Origin of the sequence: Micromonospora okii, assembly GCF_020884795.1 — a bacterium.
GTDB classification, from domain to species: domain Bacteria; phylum Actinomycetota; class Actinomycetes; order Mycobacteriales; family Micromonosporaceae; genus Micromonospora; species Micromonospora okii.
This window is the reverse complement of the sequence record NZ_BBZF01000015.1, coordinates 497,174-514,628: the sequence shown is the minus strand read 5'-3', so window position 1 is coordinate 514,628 and position 17,455 is coordinate 497,174. Positions and strand designations below refer to the sequence as shown.

The window sequence follows — 17,455 nt, the reverse complement described above, 5'->3', positions numbered from 1 at the left end:
CCCCATTGATCAGGGGGTGGGGTCGCCGGCGTCCAGGACCGCCTGGGTCCAGCCGCCCTCCAGGACGCCCGTGGCGTCCAGGACGGCCCAGTCGACCACGTCCGTCGCCTCCACCGTCACCGGGGCGCCGATGCGGACCGTGGGGTCGGTGGCGGCGTCGCTGGCGCTGACGCCCACGATCCGCTCCGGGGCGTCCCACGAGGTCACGCCGGCCCAGACGTACTCGGGGCCCTCGTCGCCGGGGAGCCCGTACTTCACCACGAGCTGCGACTCCGGCGGCAGCGCGCCGGCCAGGAACCGGGCCCGGACACCGTCGAGGCCGTCCCGGGCGGTGGCGACCGCCCGGGACATGGCGTCGCCGGGGCGGGCGTAGCGCACGTCCGGCGCGATGCCGTCGAACAGGGTGGCGCACGCCGCCGCGAAGTAGCGCCCCGCCGGGCCGCGGTGCCCCGCCGGTGGGCGCAGGCTCAGGAACGAGTCGGCCTCCGGGTCGGTGGCCGGGTCCAGCTCCAGCCGCAGCAGCACCGGCGCGGTCGCCCCGTGCTGCTCCGGGTTCCCGTACGCCACCGCGATGTCGTGCCCGGTGACCGTCGCCAGCACCGGGAGCTGCACGAACGCGGGCACCTCCTCGCCGGCCAGCCCGTCGGTCCAGGCCCGCAGCAGCCGACGGGCGGCCCCGGTCAGCACCGCGCCCCAGGCCCGGGTGAGGTGGTCGGGCACCCCCTGGGTCTGCAACTCCAGCAGCCCGAACCGGCGTAGCCCCTTCGTGGTGAACCACAGCCCCTCGGCGTCCGAGGAGTACGGCACCAGCACCCAGTCGACCAGGCGGACCCGGCCCTGCGCGTCCGGCAGCGAGCGCAGCGCCGTGGCCGGGTCGAGGAACTGGAGGCCGAAGACGTCCACCACGTCCGCGCCGGCGCTCTCGGCGACCGCCGCCGCGACGGCGCGGGCCGCCCACTCGTGGGCCGGCGGCCAGCCCGGCCGGTACTCGGCCTGCACCACCACCAGGTGGCTGGCGGCGGCGAGCCGGTCGAGCTGCTCCTCGCTCGCCCCGAACGCGGTGAGCAGGTCCGGCGGCAGCGCGGGGAACTCGCCGACGGGCCGGGTGTCCACGCTCATCAGCGGGCTGTCCAGCATCTGCGTGGCCAGCCCGTACACCGGCTCGGCCAGTCGGCCTTCCAGAGCCCGTACGGCCGTCTTCACGCCGACCCTCGGCAGCCCCGTCATCGGCACCAGGTAGGTGGCGGTGAGCGACTCGGGGACCGGGACCGGCAGGAAGTCGTCGGTGATGAGCATCTGGTCTCCCTCGAACCCCGCGCCGGTCTGTCGCCCGAAACGCTACCCGCCCCGGTGCGCGCGGATCAGCGGGTCAGGGCCAGCCCCACGTAGACGAGGGTGGTGACGACCTCCACGGCGGCGCCCAGCACGTCGCCGGTGATGCCGCCGAGGCGGCGTACCACGTGGCGCAGCAGCAGCGCCGCGACGGCGAGGGCGGCGAGCACGGCGACCGGCCCCTGCCAGGCGCGGCCGGGCACGGCGGCGACCGCCACGGCCGCGACGGCGACCGCGCCCAGCGCCAGGGCGACCGGGCCGACGGTGCCGGCGACCAGCGCGCCCAGCCCCTCCGGCCGGGCCGCCGGCACCCCCCGGCGGCAGGCCAGGGCGACGGCGAGCCGGCCGGCCGCCGTGGCGGTCACCACCGCCGCGAGCGCCGCCGGCCACGACCGGCCCGCCAGCTCCGCGAGCGCCGCCGTCTGCACCAGGAGCACGACGACCAGGGCGACCACGCCGAACGGCCCCACGTCGGGCTTCTTCATGATCTCCAGGGCGGCCGGCCCCCGGCGGTACGACCCGAGCGCGTCCACGGTGTCGGCCAGCCCGTCCAGGTGCAGCCCCCGGGTGAGCAGGGCGGCCACCCCGACCGTCACGCCCGCCGCGAGCAGCGGCGCCGTGCCGGCCGACAGGAGCAGCAGCACCCCGGCCAGCGCCGCCCCGAGCAGGGCGCCCACCGCCGGGGCGAGCGCCATCGCGGTGCCGGCCGCGGCCCGGTCCACCCGGCCGGCGCGCACCGGCAGGACGGTGAACGTGCCGAGCGCCAGCCGCACCCCGGCACCGAGGCGGTGCCGCGCCGACCCGTCGCCCTTCGGCTCGGGGGCCGGCTCAGCCGGCACGCCGGCCGGCCGCCTCCGGCTCGGCCGGCTCGTCGGCTCCGGTGGTGGCCGGCCCGGGGCCGGCCGGCTCCGGCTCGACGAACTCCGAGCCGTCGCCGGGCTCCGCGTCGCCGGCAGCCCCCTCGCCTGCGCCCGTGTCGCCCCCGCCCGTGCCGTCTGCGAGCGGGTCGCCGTCGCCGGTGTCCGCGTCGTCGCCGTTCGGGCGGGGCGGCAGGGCGGCGGCCAGCGACAGCGCCGAGCGCAGCAGCGGCAGCGCCGTCAGCGCGTTCGCGCCCTCGCCCAGGTCGAGCCGCAGGTCCAGCAGCGGGGTCAGGCCCAGCACGTCGCTGGCGAGGCGCACCGCCGGGTGGCCGCCCTGGTCGGCGAGCAGGCACCAGTGCCGCACCTGCCCGGCCAGCTCCCGGCTCACCATGCCCGCGGCCAGGCCGACCGGGCCGTCCAGCAGCACCGGCAGCCGGCGGGCGGTCGCGCCGATCAGCACGCCGGTGGCCACCGCGATGTCCCCGCCGCCCAGCTCGGCCAGCACGCCCTTGCCGTTCCGGGTCGAGTTGCGGGTGCGGTGCAACGCGTCCCGGACGGCGGCGCAGCGTCGCATCCAGGCGGCGTCGTCGATCCTGCCGTCCGGGGTCACCACGCGGCCGAGCACCACCGGCGGCTCCGCGCCGGCCGTCGCCGCCAGCACCGCCGCCGCGGCGGCGTCGGTGCCGGCCGAGCACGAGGCCAGCACCAGCAGCCGTACGCCCGCGTCGGCGGCCTCCCCGGCGAGCCGCCACCCGTACCGCAGGGCGTCCTCGACGGTCTCCCGGGCCAGGGCGGGCCCCTCCTCCATCGGTCCCGACGGCGGCGCCTCCGTCACGTGGAGGTCGGCGCCGATCTCGGCGGCCAGCCGGGCCAGCACGCCCCGGCCGGAGCGGGCCTGCGCGGCCCGGCGGGCCGACTCACCGGGCACCGAGCCCGCGGCGGCGGCCCCGGCGTGGTCGCCGCGCAGCAGCAGCACCCGCACGCTGTCCCAGGGGGCCGGGGTCGGGGTGCCCTGGGTGGCCGCCGCGAAGGCGACCACCCGCTCCATCGCGCCCAGCCCCGCCCCGGGCAGGTCCAGCGTGGCGAGCCGCTCCACGGCGCGCGGCCCGGCGTGCTCGTCGGGCATCGGCAGGTCCATGCCGGACTTGAAGACCGGGGCGGCGGCGCCCGTGGGCCGCATCGCCCACGGCGTGGCGGACGGCTCCGGCGCATTCGGGCGCGCCCCGGGCCGCGCGGCCGGCACGACGGTCGCGGTGGCCGGCACGACGGTCGCGGTGGCCGGCACGACGGTCGCGGTGGCCGGCACGGCCCCGACGGCTTCCGCCGGCGCGGCGGTCGCGGGGCGGTGGCCGTCGCGCGTGGCGACGGCGGGGGCAGCGGTCGGCTTGAGCCAGCACGGCTGGCCGGCGACCACCAGGACCACCGCGTCGCACGCGTCGGCGACCGCCCGGTTGGCCGCGCCGAGGGCGTCGGTGAACGCCCGGCCCAGCGGGGTCGTCGGCACCAACGACAGCCCCACCTCGGGGCTGACCAGCACCAGCCGCGCCGGGCAGTCGCGGACCGCCGCCGCCAACTCGGCGATCGTCGCCGTGTCGTCCGCCGGCTGGTGGGCCGGGTCGAGCAGCACCGTCACCCAGCCGCCGAGGTCGTCGACGAGCAGCGTGTCGTTCGGGCCGGCCGACGCGATGACGTCGGCCAGCCGACGCGGATCGTCGGCGGTCTCCTCGGTGCTCCAGCCGCCCGGGCGGCGGCTGCGGTGCGCCTCCAGGCGGGCCGCCCACTCGGCGTCCTCCGGGTCGCCGGTCGCCGACGTCGCGACGTAGCGGACCGTGGGCGCGTCGGCGACCAGGGACTCCGCGTACTCGGACTTGCCGGAGCGGATACCACCGAGCACCAGGAGCGTGTTCCAGCCGTCAACGGACATGCCCCGTACCTTAACGAACGGGCCGGCGTGGCCGACCCCGCCGACCGGGCAGCCCCACCGTGCGTGGACCGGCGGCCGGCCCGCCGGGGCCGGGCCGACTACGCTTGCGGGGGTTCGTCCCAGGGACTTCAGCGGCGAGGGGAGACGCGGCATGGCGTGGAGCTGGCGGTACGAGGGCGCGAACGGCGAGTCGACCGAGGGGCCGGCGGAGACGTTCGGGAGCCAGGCGGACGCCGAGTCGTGGGTCGGCCAGGCATGGCGGGAGCTCGCGGCGTCCGGCGTCACCACGGTCACGCTCGTCGAGGACGACCGGGTGGAGTACCGGATGAGCCTGCAACCTCCGGTCGAGTGATGGTCTCGGACCGTCCGGGCGGGGGCGAGCCGCTGGTGCTCGGCGTGCCCCGCTCGGCGTTCCGGCCCAGCCCCGTGTTCCTGGCGCTGGTCGCGCTCTTCGTGGCCGGCGGCGTCATGGCCTGGAACCGGTTCGGCAACGTCCGGTTCGACGTCTTCCTCTTCGTCGTCTCGGGCTGGCTGGTCTCGCTCTGCCTGCACGAGTACGCCCACGCGGTGATCGCCTACCGGGCGGGGGACCGGAGCGTCGCGCACCGGGGCTACCTGACGCTCAACCCGTTCAAGTACACCCACCCGCTGCTGTCGATCGCGCTGCCGGTGCTGGTGGTGCTGCTCGGCGGGATCGGCCTGCCCGGCGGCGCGGTGTGGGTCGACCGGCACGCCATCCCGGGGCGGCTGCGGCACACCCTGGTCAGCCTGGCCGGGCCGGCCACCAACGTGCTGTTCACCCTGCTGCTGGTGGCCGTCCTGCGGGTCGGCTTCGGCGGCAACGGGTCGGTGGAGTTCTGGGCCGGGCTGGCGCTGCTGGCGTTCCTCCAGCTCACCGCCAGCGTGCTCAACCTGCTGCCGGTGCCGGGCCTGGACGGCGGCAACATGATCCAGCCGTGGCTCAACCCGCAGTGGCGGCGGATGTACGACCTGTTCGCCCCGTTCGGGTTCATCCTGCTCTTCGCGCTGCTGTGGAACCCCAACATCGGCGGCTGGTTCTTCGACGCGGTCTTCGCCGTGGCGGACGTGCTCGGCCTGCCCCCGTGGCTCTACGCCGCCGGCCTGGATCTGATCCGCTTCTGGCAGGGCTGAGCCGCCTCCGGCGAGGCGGGCCCGGGGCCCGGCCGGCGGGGCGCGCCGGCCGGGACCGAGGGCGTCACGGCCGCTTCGGCGGGGACTGCGTCTGCGCCGGGTCGCGCTCGACGATCGGGTCGAAGATCTCGTCGATCGCCTTCAGCAGGGCGGCGTCGAGCTTCACGCCGGCCGCCTTGACGTTGTCGTGCACCTGCTCCGGCCGGGACGCGCCGATGATCGCCGAGGAGACGTTCGGGTTCTGCAACACCCAGGCGATGGCGAGCTGCGGCATCGTCAGCCCCGCCTGCTCCGCCAGCGGCTTGAGCTGCTGCACCCGGGTCAGCACGTCGTCGGTGAGGAACTTGGCGATGAAGTTCGCCCCGGACTTCTCGTCCGTGGCGCGGGAGCCGGCGGGCGGCGGCTGGCCCGGCAGGTACTTGCCGGAGAGCACGCCCTGGGCCATCGGCGACCAGACGATCTGCCCGATGCCCAGCTCCTCGCTGGCCGGCACGACCTCGGCCTCGATGACCCGCCACAGGATCGAGTACTGCGGCTGGTTCGACACCAGCGGGATCCGCAGCTCCCGGGCGAGCCGGTGGGCCTCGCGGAGCTCCGACGCCCGCCACTCCGAGACGCCGATGTAGTGCGCCTTGCCGGAGTGGACGACGTCGGCGAACGCCTCCATCGTCTCCTCCAGCGGCGTGTGGTGGTCGTACCGGTGGGCCTGGTAGAGGTCCACGTAGTCGGTCTGGAGCCGACGCAGCGAGCCGTTGATCGACTCCATGATGTGCTTGCGCGACAGGCCCCGGTCGTTGCGGCCCGGCCCGGTCGGCCAGAAGACCTTCGTGAAGATCTCCAGCCCCTCACGACGCTCGCCCCGGAGCGCCCGCCCGAGCACCTCCTCGGCCCTCGTGCCGGCGTACACGTCGGCGGTGTCGAAGGTGGTGATCCCCGTGTCGAGGGCGGCCCGGACGCAGGCGGTCGCGGCGTCCTCCTCGACCTGCGAGCCGTGGGTGATCCAGTTGCCGTACGAGATCTCGCTGACGATCAGGCCCGAACGGCCCAGGTGTCGGAATTCCATCCCCCGACCCTAGTCCGGCCCGGTCCTGGTCACCCGCTGACAGGCTGCCGCCGCGCGCGGCTCACAGCAGCGGGCTGGTGTCGGCGAGGAGCTGCTCGACCTCCTCGACCACCCGGTCGCGGCTCGGGTGCACCGGGTCGATCAGCGGCTCGCCCCGCCGGTCCAGCGCGCCCCAGCGGCCGGCGCCGTCGCCGACCAGGAACGCCACCGGGTGCACGACCAGCGCCGGGTGCGCCGGCGCCACGATCACCCGGCCGGTGCGGTCCACCACGCCGCGCCGACCGTTGCGCTCCACCACGGCCAGCCCCTCGTCGGTGAAGCCGTCGACGTAGCGGCCGTCCGCGAGGGCCGTGGTCAGGCCGTCGTACCGGGTGGGGAGGACCAGCTCCCCGCTCCGGTCCACCGCGCCCCAGCCGTCGCCGACCCGCACCGCCGCCACCCCGCCCCGGAACGGCCGGACGTCGTCGAAGCTAGGCGGGATCGCCACGATGTTGGACCTGTCGACCGCCATCCAGTTGCCCGCGCCGTCCATGGAGACCCAGGCCAGGCCGTCGGAGAACGAGGCGACCGCCCGGTAGCCGTTGTTGGCTTCGATCAGGGTGCGCCCCGAGTCGTCGATCAGCGCCCACCGGGTGCCCTCGGGCCGGCGCACCCAGGCCACCCCCTCCCGGAACGGCTGCGCCTCGGCGTAGTCGGCCCCGATCACCAGGTTGCCGTCGACGTCGGCGTACCCCCACCGGTCGGACCCCTCGTCGTACGAGGGGACCAGCGCCCGGCCGGCGCGCAGGATCTCGACCCGGGCGCGCGCGTACGGGCCGAAGCCGTCCCGGCCGGCCCGCGCGGCGACCGCGTCGAGCGCGACCCGGATCCGGGCCAGCAGCTCGCGGTCGGTGGACCGGCGCAGGTCCAGCGCCCGCTCGAAGTGGTGGCACGCCTCGATCAGCCGGCCCTGGTCGTAGCAGCAGCGGCCGGCGTGCTCGTGCAGGGCCGCGCGCAGCCGGTCGGGCAGCTCGGTCGAGTTCGCCTCGGCGAACAGCCGGTCGGCCTCGACGAACTCGCCGCGCCAGCGCAACACCTGGGCCAGCCGCGCCCGGGCCAGCGCGGTCCGGCGCAACTCGCCGGTGGCCTCCGCGTACGTCAGCGCGAGCCGGGCGTCGCCCAGCGCGTCGCCCAGGTCGCCGAGGATGCGCGACGCCACCGCCCGCAGGCCGAGCAGCCGGGCCCGGGAGCGGTTGTCCGGGGCGGCCTCGATCTTGGCGGTCAGCCCGTCCCGCACGGCGCGCAGCCGCTGCGGGTCGTCGGTCTCCTCGCGCAGGCTCTCCGGGTCCAGACGCCACCGAAAGGCGGAGAGCGCCCGCTCCGGGTCGGCCGCCGCGTCGCCCCGGGCCGCCTCCCGCCGGTCCATCCCGCCGGCGTACGCCCCGGCCGGCGACACCGGCCACCCGGCCGGCCCCGAGACGGGCCGCCCCGGAACACCCGAGACCGGTACGCCCGGAACATGCCGCGCCGGCACGCCCGAGATCGGCATTCCGGGTACGCCCGACACGGGCCGCGCCGGCACGCCGGAGATCGGCATTCCGGGTACGCCCGACACGGGCCGCGCTGGAACGCCCGAGATCGGCCGCCCCGGTGGCCCGGAGATCGGCGGCCCTGAGATGGGTGGCCCGGAGATCGGTGGTCCCGAGATCGGCGGTCCTGAGATCGGCGGTCCTGAGATCGGCCGCATGGGCGGCCCCGAGACCGGGCGCACCGGCGGCTCCGGCGTCGGACGGCGCGCCGGGGGCGCCGACACCGGCCGGGCCGGAAACGAGCCCACCGGGCGGGGTTCCGTGACGGCGCCTGGCGGTGCGGCCGGCGACTGGGCAGCGGGAGCCGGATCGCCCGCGACCGGTGTGCCGGGAGAGGAGTCCCCGTCGGGGGTCGACGGCACCGGCCGACTGGGTCGGAACCAGGGGTCGGACTGGTCGGGGTCGGGCCGGGGTGTCGGGCGGACCGGGGCGGCTGTCGCGGCGTCCGGCCCGGTCGTCGACGGGACGGGGGCCGTCGCGGCACCGGCCGGGGCGGGGGACGTCTGCGCGTCCGGTGCCGTGGCAGACCCACCGTCCACCGGCGCGCCTGGCTGTGCGTCGGCCGTCGGCTCCTCGTCGGCCGTCGGCCGTGCCACGGCTGTCGGCTCCTCGTCGGGCGTCGGCTCCTTGTCGCGTGTCGGCTCCCCATCGGGCGTCGGCCGTGCGTCGACGCGGTGCGCGTAGTCGTCGCGCGCTGGGGCGGGATCGTCCTGCCGCCCGCCTCGCCCGGCCTTCCCGGCGTCGTCGGTGTCGTCGGTGGGCGGCGCGACGCTGCCCGCGTCCTGCTGGTTGTCAGCGAGGATCGGTGGGCCCTGGTCCGCTGCGTCGGCAGGCGTGGCGGACCCGGTGCCGGTCGGCACCTGCTGCGGCGGCGACGGCGCGGCCAGAGCACGCCCAGCCTCCTGGTTGGCCGCCTCGGGCCGTTGGTCGACCTCTGTGCTGGCGGTGTCCGCCTTCACCTCAGGTCGTTCGCTCGCCTCCACTTCGGGCAGTTGGCCTGCCTCCGAGCTGGCGGTGTCCGCTTCCGGCTCGACGGCGACTGACTCCGGGCCCGCCGTCACTGACTCCGGCGCGGCGGTGCCCGCGGCCGGCCTCTCGGCGTCGCCCGCCGGTCCTGCGGCAACGGGTTCGGCAGAGGGCGGCTCGGGGGCCGATGCGAGGTCCGGTGACGGCGCGGCAGTCGGCGCGGCGGGCGCGGGGGCTGCCTCGACGGGCTCGGCAGCCGGCGGCCCGGAGACCTGCCGCGCCAGCGGTAGGTCCGCGACCGACCCACCGACCGACTCCGAGGCGTCGTCCGGCTCTGAGGTGGTGGCCGACTCTGGTATGTCGGCCGACTCCGAGGCGGTGGCCGACTCCGGTGCGTCGGCCGGATCTGAGGTGGTAGCCGACTCTGGCGCGTCGTCCGGTTCCGAGGCGGTGGCCGGCGCCGGTGGTACTGCCGACGGCTCCGGCACGGTGACCGGGCCGGGTGCGATCGCCGGCTCGGCCACGGCGGCCCTTTCGGGCGTGACGGCCGGTTCGGCTGCGCTCGGTTCTGGCGTGGCGGCCCGCTCCGGCATGACCGTCGGCTCGGGCGTGACGGTCTGTTCCGACGTGACCATCGGTTCGGGTAGGACGACGGCTTCGGCCGCGACCGTCGGTTCCGGCGTTGGTGCGTCATCGTCGGGCGCTGCGATCTCGCCGACCGGCGCGCGCGTCGGCGCTTCCCCCGCAAGCGGTGGTTCCTCGCGCGGCTCGGGCGCGGAATAGGAATTGACCAGCCCGGGAGCCGCCAGGAACTCCAGCCGCAGCCGGGTGGCCGGCACGGCGGGGATGGGCGGACCGGAGACCGACTGCTCCGTGGCGGGCGGGACCGGAGCCGGCGGGCCGGACACGGGCAGGCCCGGGAGGGGCAGGTCGGACAGCGGCGGACCCGATACCGGCCTGCCGGTCGCCTTCGTAGCGGGCACCTCGTCGCGCGGCGCGTCGGCGGCAGGCGCGACCGATGGCCGATCCGGCCCGGCGGGCGTACGCGGCTCGACAGGCCGGGAAGACTCGTCGGTTCGGGAAGACCCGTCGGACCGGGGGGACTCGGCGGGCCGCTGCGGTGGGGGAGCGGCATGAGATCCGTGGGCCGGTCGCTGGCCGGTGTTGGGGTTCTCCACCCCCGAACGGTGGCCGGCGGCGTCCTCGACCGGACGGTGACCGGGGCCCGGACGCTCGTCGGGCCGGCCGTCGAGCGGGCGGCCCTGACGGTGCAGGTCCGCCCGGGCGGCGTCCGCGAACCGGGGGCCCGATCCAACGTCGTCGACGGGCCGGCCCTCGGTGCGCGGCACGTCCGTCCACCGCGCGTCCGCGCGGAACGCCTCGGTCGGCGGGGCATCGGCCCGCGGCCGGTCGGCGGGCCGGCCCTCGGTGCGGGGCGGCTCCGTCGGGCGTGCGTCGGCACGGGGCATCTCGTCCGGCCGCTCCGGCCGCCGGTTGGGCTCCGGTCCCCGGTTGGGCTCCGGTCCCCGGTTGGGCTCCGGTCCCCGGTTGGGCTCCGGTCCCCGGTTGGGCTCCGGTCCCCGGATCGGGTCGGGGCTGCGGCCCAGGTCCGGGCGCAGGGGGTCCGGCTCCGGCCAGGGCAGGCCGCCGCCCCGGGGTGAGGCCGGGCGGGGGGCCGGATCGCGGTACGTCTCCGCGCGCGCGGCGATGTCCCCGGCGGCGTCCCGGTACGGTCGTTCGCCCCGTTCCGCATGACGCTGGGGCTGCTCCGCACCGGGGCGACCGATGCCAGGCTGGTCGTGGTGGCGAGCCGGTCGGCCCGTCGACTGGCCCTGGCCGGTCCCCGGCGGGTGCTGCCGGCCGTCCCGGTCGAAGGTGGACCGGTCGTCGGTCTCGGGAGTGGCGCGGCCGTTGCGGCCGAACGTCGACCGGCCGTCCCGCTCCGGGCCCTGCCGCCCGTCGCGCCCGAAGGTGGACCGGTCCTCCCGGTCGAAGGCGGACCGGCCGTCGGGGGCCAGGGTGGACCGGTCGTCCTGCTCGAAGGTGGACCGGTCGTCCCGGTCGAACGTCGACCGGCCTTCGTGGTCGAGGCTGGGGCGGTGGCGCTCCGGCCAGCCGGGTCGGTCTGACCGGGGCCGGTCGCCGTACGGCCGGTGGGGGCGCTCGTCCGGCTCGGGCAGCCAGCCGGCCTCGCCCCGGGGTGCGGGGGAGACCGGGGCCGTGTCGGCCGGTGGCATCCGTCGACCGCCGACCGGGGGCGTCCGCCAATCGGGTTCGGCGGTGCCGCGCCGGGGGTCGCCGTGCCAGGCGGCCGGGTCGCGGTCCAGCGTCCACTCGGGGCCGCGCCGGTCGTGCCGGCCGGGCCGGTCCGGGTCGGGGCGTCGCTGCGGGTACGGGTCGACCGGCCCCCGCTCCGTGGGGCGCTGGTCGTGGTGCCACGTGGCCTCGTCCCGGCCCCGGCGGCCGTATCCGGCCCGGTCGTCCGGCCCCGCGTGCCACTCCTCCGCCCTCGTACGCCGGTCGTCCGCCCCGGTGCGCCGGTCGTCGTCCCGCCAGCCGTACCCGCGCTCGTCGCGCCGCCCGTGTTCGCGCTCGTCCCATCGGTCGTGCCCGCGCTCGTCGCGCCGGTCGTGCCCGCGCTCGTTCCAGCCGCGCCGGCCGGGTTCGCGGTCGTCGCGGCCCCGCTGGCCGAACCCGTCGCCGCCGCTCCGCCACGCGTGCTCGCCCGAGGCGGCGGGCCGGTCGTCGTACCCCGGAAGGCGGTCGTCGGGCGCGGCGGCGCGGTCGGACCAGGCCCGCCGGCCGTCGGCACGGCGCGGCTCGGCCGTCGCCGCGCGGCGGTCGTCCCACGCGCGGTGGTCGCGGTCGTCCCACGGGTACGCCCCGTCGCGCCCGTTCGGGGCGGGGCTCACCGGGTCGGGGGCGGGGCTGACCGGGTGCACCTCGGCCCGGCCCACGGCGCCCGGCCGTCCCCGCTGCTGGGACGGCAGGTGCCGCAGGCCGATGTCGCCGGGATAGCGCTGTCCCGGGAACTGCGGCTGCCACTCCGTGGTCGGCTCGTACATCCAGGACGGTTCGGCCGAGTGGGACCAGCGGTCGAAGAAGTCGCCGCTCATCCGTCGGGCCCCTCGCCGCCCGCGTGGCGCGTCCCGGTGCCCGGCTCGCGTCGATCGCTCACGGCGATGTCACCTCGTTGGGAATTGTCGCGCTGGGCGCTCCACCTGCCGGTAGAGTCGCCCGGCCGGGCACGGCGTGGCTGCGGAAGGAGGGTAACGGCGTGGGCTCTGTCACCGCCACTGTGGCACCGCCCACCGGGTCAAACGTTATCCTATGGTTTCGGACATTCGGGGCCATAGCGGGATCGGGATTCCGACGATACGCCACGTACCGGCAGGCGGCGTTGGCCGGTGCCGTCACCAACACCGTCTTCGGCTTCCTGCGCTGCTACGTCCTCCTGGCCGTGGCCGGCGCGGCCGGCAGCGCCGCCGGGTACGACCGGGAGCAGCTCGCGACCTTCGTCTGGGCCGGTCAGGGGCTGCTGGCGGTGGTCCTGTTCTGGGGCTGGACCGACCTGGCCGACCGCATCCGCACCGGGGAGGTGGCCAGCGACCTGCTGCGGCCGGTGCACCCGGTGACCAGCTACCTCGCCACCGACCTGGGCCGGGCGGCCTGGGCCTGCCTGCCCCGGCTGCTGCCGCCGCTCGCGGTGGGGCCGATCTTCTTCGACGTCCACCTGCCGACGCGCTGGCCGACCGTGCCGCTGTTCGCGCTCTCCGCGCTGCTCGCCGTGGTGATCTCCTTCGGCTGCCGGTTCCTGGTCAACGCCACGGCCTACTGGCTGGACGACGTCCGGGGGCCGCAGATCCTCTGGATGCTCTCCTCGGGGGTGCTCGCCGGGCTCTACTTCCCGCTGCCCTTCCTGCCCGACGGGCTCTACCTGGCGTTGCAGCTCGCCACCCCGTTCCCGGGGCTCATGCAGACCCCGCTCGACGTCCTGGTGGAGCGGGGCCCGGGGGCCGCCCAGGCCGGGCTGGTCGCGGTGCAGGCCGGCTGGGCGGCGGCGCTGCTGGCGCTGTGCCGGCTGGTCCAGCGCCGCGCCGAGCGGCGGCTGGTGGTGCAGGGTGGCTGAGCCGGCGGCGCTGCCCCGGCAACGCCCCGCACGCCGCCTCCGACAGCGGCCCCCGCGCCGCCCCCGGCAGCCGCCCGGCCGGCTGGCCGCGTACCGGGCGCTGCTCGGGGCGCAGGTCCGGTCCCAGACGTCGTACCGGACGTCGTTCGTGGTGGATCTCGTCGGCAACCTCGGGGGCACCGTCTTCGACGTGTTCACCGTGCTGGTGATCTTCGGGGTGACCCGGGAGCTGGGCGGCTTCACCGTCCGGGAGGCGCTGGTCGTGGTCGGGCTCTCCTCGGCCGCGTTCACCACCGCCGACCTGCTGGTCGGCAACGTCGAACGGCTGCCCCGGTACGTGCGCACCGGCCTGTTCGACGCCGTGCTGCTGCGTCCGCTCGGCGCGCTGCCCCAGCTCCTGCTGATGGACCTGCCGCTGCGCAAGCTGTCCCGGGCGGTCTTCGGCGTGGCCGTGCTGGCGGTGGCGGTCGGCTCGGCGGGGATCGACTGGACCCCGGGCCGGGCGGCGCTGGTGGTCCTCGCCCCGCTGGCCGGGGTGGTCTTCTTCGGGTCGATCTTCGTGGCCACCGCCACCGTCTCGTTCTACTGGACCGAGTCGGGGGAGTTGGCGAACTCGCTCACGTACGGCGGCAAGGACTTCACGTCGTACCCGGTCACGGTCTTCGACGGCTGGTTCCGCGCGGCCTTCGCGTACGGGATGGGGTTCGCCTTCGTCAGCTACCAACCCGCGCTGGCGCTGCTGGGCCGGGCCGACCCGCTCGGCCTGCCGGCATGGGCGGGCTGGGCCGCGCCGGCGGTCGCGCTGGTCGCCGCCGGGCTCGCCGCCGTGGCCTGGCGCGTGGGGATCCGCCACTACCGGAGTACGGGGTCATGAGCGTCATCGACGTACGGAACCTGCGCAAGGAGTTCACGGTCCGGGTGCGGGCCGGGCGGCTGCGCCGCGAGCGGCGGACCGTCGCCGCCGTCGGCGGGGTCGACCTGCGGGTGGAGCGGGGCGAGATGCTCGGCTACATCGGCCCGAACGGAGCCGGCAAGTCCACCACCCTGAAGATGCTCACCGGCGTGCTCACCCCCACCTCCGGCGAGGTGCGCGTGTGCGGCCTGCGCCCGGTGCCCGAGCGCACCCGGCTGGCCCTGCGCGTCGGCGTGGTCTTCGGCCAGCGCTCGCAGCTCTGGTGGGACCTGCCGCTGCGGGACTCGTTCGCCCTGCTCCGGCACGTCTACCGGGTTCCGGCCGACGCGCACGCCGCCCGGCTGCGCCGCTGCCGGAGCCTGCTCGACCTGGACGGCTTCCTGGACACCCCGGTCCGGCAGCTCTCCCTCGGCCAGCGGATGCGCGGCGAGCTGACCGCCGCCCTGCTGCACGGCCCGGAGGTGCTCTTCCTGGACGAGCCGACCATCGGGCTGGACTTGGTGAGCAAGCAGGCCGTCCGGGGCTTCCTGGGTGAGCTGGGCCGGGCCGGCGACACCACGCTGGTGCTCACCACCCACGACCTGGCCGACATCGAGCGGCTGTGCCGACGTCTCGTGGTGATCGACCACGGCCGGGTGGTGCACGACGGCTCGATCGCCGCGCTGCACGACCGGTACGGCTCCCGTCGGCTCGTCGTCGCCGACCTGGACACCGCCCTGCCGGACCCGCCGGAGCTGCCCGGGGCGCCGCTGCGCCGGGTGGAGGCCGAGGGGCACCGGCTCGTCTTCGCCCTGGAGTCGGCGAGCGCCGCCGAACTGGTGGCCGCCCTGGGCGCCCTGGCGACCCTGCGCGACATCTCGATCGTCGAGCCGGACATCGAGGAGGTCGTCGCCCGCCTCTACGGCAAGGAAGGGCCCCCTGTTAACGCTTCCGGTAGAGCGGGGGGCCCTTCTTAACCGTCGCCGGGGGGAGCCCGGTCAGACCGGGTCGCCGATGTTGACGCGGGGCTCGGGGGCGCGCATGCGGCGGAAGGTGATCGACCGCATGATCGCGTACAGGTAGAGCGAGCCGAGCCGCTGGCCGGTGTTCGGGAAGCGCTCCCGCACCAGCTTCTTGATCTTGCGGCTGATCAGGATGGAGTCGACCACCACGCCGAGGGCGAGCGCGCCCCACAGGATGTTCGAGATCAGCCGGACGATCGGCGGCATCGCCTGGTTGGAGCCGAGCAGCACGATCAGGGCCCCGCCGAAGAACCAGGTGCCCACCGTACGACGGGAGTCGACCACGTTGCGGGCCAGCAGCCGCTCCGGGCCCCGGTCGCGGGGGCCGCCCTCGCGGCGGAACTCCGCCGCGGACTCGGCGCGGATCTGCCGCCGCCGCTCCCGCGACTCCTCCTTGCTCAGCGGCTTCGTCGGGCCGGCCGGCCGCCGCCCGGCGACGGGCCGCTTCGGCGTCTCCCGCCCCAGTTCCTTCTTGCTCGGGGTGTAGCCCCGGCGGGCGGGCGCGGACTCGGGCGTCACCTCGGTGACGGCCTCGTCGGCGAGGTCGGTGGACTTGCGGCGAAACAGCGACGGCACGCGGAAAGGGTAGCCAAACGCCAGCGCCCGGCGCACATCGCGGTGCACCGGGCGCGGCGGAGAGTGGGCGAGATTACGCCCCGTGGCGTTACGGGCGCTCCACGTGGGCGCCCAGCTCGGCCAGCTTCGCCTCGAAGTCCTCGTAGCCCCGGTTGATCAGGTCGACGCCGTACACCCGGGAGGTGCCCTCGGCGGCGAGCGCCGCGATCAGGTGGCTGAACCCAGCGCGCAGGTCCGGGATGACCAGGTCGGCCGCGTGCAGCTTGCTCGGCCCGGCGATCACCGCCGAGTGCTTGAAGTTGCGCCGGCCGAAGCGGCACGGGGTGCCGCCCAGGCAGTCGCGGTAGACCTGGATGTTCGCGCCCATCGTGTTCAGCGCCTCGGTGTAGCCGAGCCGCTGCTCGTACACCGTCTCGTGGACGATCGACAGGCCCCGGGCCTGGGTGAGCGCCACCACGAGGGGCTGCTGCCAGTCGGTCATGAAACCGGGGTGGACGTCGGTCTCCAGCGCCACCGCGTTCAGCTCCCCGCCCGGGTGCCAGAACCGGATGCCGCCCTCCTGGCCCGGCCGACCGCCGCGCGGCGGGCGCAGGTCGGTGACCTCGTACTCGCCGCCGACCGAGCGGAAGATGTTCAGGAAGGTCATCATGTCGGCCTGCTGCGCGCCGAGCACCTCGACGTGGCCGCGCGTGGCCAGCGCCGCCGCCGCCCAGCTCGCCGCCTCGATCCGGTCGGGGATCGGGCGGTGGCTGTAGCCGTGCAGCTTCGGCACGCCCTGGATCTCGATGACCCGGTCGGTGTGCACCTTGATGATCGCGCCCATCTTCTGGAGCACGCAGATCAGGTCGATGATCTCCGGCTCGACGGCCGCGTTGCGCAGCTCCGTGACGCCCTCGGCCATCACGGCGGTCAGCAGCACCTGCTCGGTGGCGCCGACGCTCGGGTACGGCAGCTTGAACTTGGTGCCGTGCAGCCCGTTCGGGGCGGACAGGTGCAGCCCCTCCGGGGTCTTCTCGACCGTCGCGCCGAACTCGCGCAGCGCCTGGAGGTGGAAGTCGATCGGGCGCGGCCCGATGTGGCAGCCACCCAGGTCGGGGATGAAGGCGTGGCCGAGCCGGTGCAGCAGCGGCCCGCAGAACAGGATCGGGATGCGGCTGGAGCCCGCGTGCACGTTGATCTGGTCGGTGCTGGCGCTCTCGACGTTGGCCGGGTCGAAGACCAGCTCGCCGTCCTCCTCGCCGTCGGTCACCTTGACCCCGTGCAGGCCGAGCAACCCGCGGACCACCTCGACGTCACGGATCCGCGGCACGTCGAACAGCCGGCTGGGGCTGTCGCCCAGCAGGGCGGCGACCATCGCCTTGGAAACCAGGTTCTTCGCGCCGCGCACGCGGATCCGCCCTTCAAGCGGAGTGCCTCCGTGTACGACCAGGACGTCGTCGGTCAACGCAACCTCCAGCGCGTCAGTGCTGCTGTGTTGATGGTGATGCGGATGCGGGCGCTCGTGCCTGCTACCCGCGATGCGGCCGGCCGAAAACGGGCCCGTGTGTGTCGTCGCCCCGGCAGCATAGCCCTCGGTGACGGCAGTGGATGCGGTCACACCGCCCCGGGGGGCATGAATCGGGGTGTCCGGCACTTTCCGCCGCCGGACACCTCACCGAGCGTCGTCAGGCGGTGGCCGGGGGCGGGGTGTCCGCGCCGGGCAGGGCGAGCATCTGGTCCAGCGCCACCCGGGCGTGGTGCGCGGTGTCCGGGTCCACCGTGATCTGGTTGACCACCCGCCCGGCCACCAGCTCCTCCAGGGCCCAGACCAGGTGCGGCAGGTCGATCCGGTTCATCGTGGAGCAGTAGCAGACCGCCCGGTCCAGGAACATGATCTGCTTGTCGGGGTGGGCCAGCGCCAGCCGCCGTACCAGGTTCAGCTCGGTGCCGACCGCCCACGCCGAGCCGGCCGGGGCCGCCTCGATGGCCCTG

The 17,455-nt window shown here is 76.0% G+C and carries 13 protein-coding genes; 5 read left to right on the top strand and 8 right to left on the bottom strand.

What is annotated here, in order from left to right; all coding sequences use genetic code 11:
- Nucleotides 1-9: 9 nt before the first annotated feature.
- From LPU43_RS11790 to LPU43_RS11780, 3 genes are all read right to left on the bottom strand, one after another.
- Nucleotides 10-1,296: a DUF2314 domain-containing protein gene (locus LPU43_RS11790; RefSeq protein ID WP_229400327.1), complete on the bottom strand. Its 1,287-nt coding sequence runs from the start codon at nt 1,294-1,296 to the stop codon at nt 10-12.
- Between the two features lie 65 nt (nt 1,297-1,361).
- Nucleotides 1,362-2,171: an adenosylcobinamide-GDP ribazoletransferase gene (locus LPU43_RS11785; protein ID WP_229400326.1), complete on the bottom strand. Its 810-nt coding sequence runs from the start codon at nt 2,169-2,171 to the stop codon at nt 1,362-1,364.
- Nucleotides 2,161-4,116 (bottom strand): bifunctional adenosylcobinamide kinase/adenosylcobinamide-phosphate guanylyltransferase, encoded by a 1,956-nt coding sequence (locus LPU43_RS11780; RefSeq protein WP_229400325.1) that lies wholly within the window; start codon nt 4,114-4,116, stop codon nt 2,161-2,163. Before LPU43_RS11780 ends, LPU43_RS11785 begins: the two co-directional genes overlap by 11 nt.
- A gap of 151 nt (nt 4,117-4,267) precedes the next feature.
- On the opposite strand from LPU43_RS11780, the gene LPU43_RS11775 reads away from it, so the two are divergent.
- Both LPU43_RS11775 and LPU43_RS11770 read left to right on the top strand, forming a co-directional pair.
- Entirely contained in the window at nt 4,268-4,468 is a 201-nt protein-coding gene (locus LPU43_RS11775) for a hypothetical protein (protein ID WP_229400324.1), read from the top strand.
- Entirely contained in the window at nt 4,468-5,268 is an 801-nt protein-coding gene (locus LPU43_RS11770; RefSeq protein WP_229400323.1) for a site-2 protease family protein, read from the top strand. Before LPU43_RS11775 ends, LPU43_RS11770 begins: the two co-directional genes overlap by 1 nt.
- 64 nt (nt 5,269-5,332) lie before the next feature.
- On the opposite strand, the gene LPU43_RS11765 is transcribed toward LPU43_RS11770, so the two are convergent.
- Nucleotides 5,333-6,331, bottom strand: a complete 999-nt coding sequence (locus LPU43_RS11765) for an aldo/keto reductase family protein (RefSeq protein ID WP_229400322.1) — start codon at nt 6,329-6,331, stop codon at nt 5,333-5,335.
- Between the two features lie 61 nt (nt 6,332-6,392).
- Nucleotides 6,393-11,981, bottom strand: coding sequence for a WG repeat-containing protein (locus LPU43_RS11760; RefSeq protein WP_229400321.1), 5,589 nt, complete (start codon nt 11,979-11,981; stop codon nt 6,393-6,395).
- A gap of 161 nt (nt 11,982-12,142) precedes the next feature.
- Between LPU43_RS11760 and LPU43_RS11755 the strand changes: the two genes are divergently transcribed.
- The 3 genes from LPU43_RS11755 (at nt 12,143) to LPU43_RS11745 (ending at nt 14,863) form a co-directional block, all read left to right on the top strand.
- Complete coding sequence (locus LPU43_RS11755; protein ID WP_373321689.1) at nt 12,143-12,994, top strand: ABC transporter permease; 852 nt, start codon at nt 12,143-12,145, stop codon at nt 12,992-12,994.
- Nucleotides 12,995-13,076: 82 nt separating this feature from the next.
- Complete coding sequence (locus tag LPU43_RS11750; RefSeq protein ID WP_229400385.1) at nt 13,077-13,868, top strand: ABC transporter permease; 792 nt, start codon at nt 13,077-13,079, stop codon at nt 13,866-13,868.
- A complete protein-coding gene (locus tag LPU43_RS11745; protein WP_229400319.1) occupies nt 13,865-14,863 on the top strand; it encodes an ABC transporter ATP-binding protein in 999 nt (332 codons plus the stop codon). The genes LPU43_RS11750 and LPU43_RS11745 overlap by 4 nt, the downstream gene beginning before the upstream one ends.
- A 21-nt stretch (nt 14,864-14,884) precedes the next feature.
- On the opposite strand, the gene LPU43_RS11740 is transcribed toward LPU43_RS11745, so the two are convergent.
- The 3 genes from LPU43_RS11740 to nadA form a co-directional block, all read right to left on the bottom strand.
- Nucleotides 14,885-15,484, bottom strand: a complete 600-nt coding sequence (locus LPU43_RS11740; protein ID WP_229400318.1) for a DUF3043 domain-containing protein — start codon at nt 15,482-15,484, stop codon at nt 14,885-14,887.
- An 88-nt stretch (nt 15,485-15,572) separates the two neighbouring features.
- On the bottom strand, nt 15,573-16,928 hold the full coding sequence (murA, locus tag LPU43_RS11735; RefSeq protein WP_306416127.1) for a UDP-N-acetylglucosamine 1-carboxyvinyltransferase: 1,356 nt from the start codon (nt 16,926-16,928) through the stop codon (nt 15,573-15,575).
- Between the two features lie 220 nt (nt 16,929-17,148).
- On the bottom strand, nt 17,149-17,455 hold a 307-nt coding region (gene nadA / locus LPU43_RS11730; RefSeq protein ID WP_229400317.1), incomplete at its 5' end, for a quinolinate synthase NadA.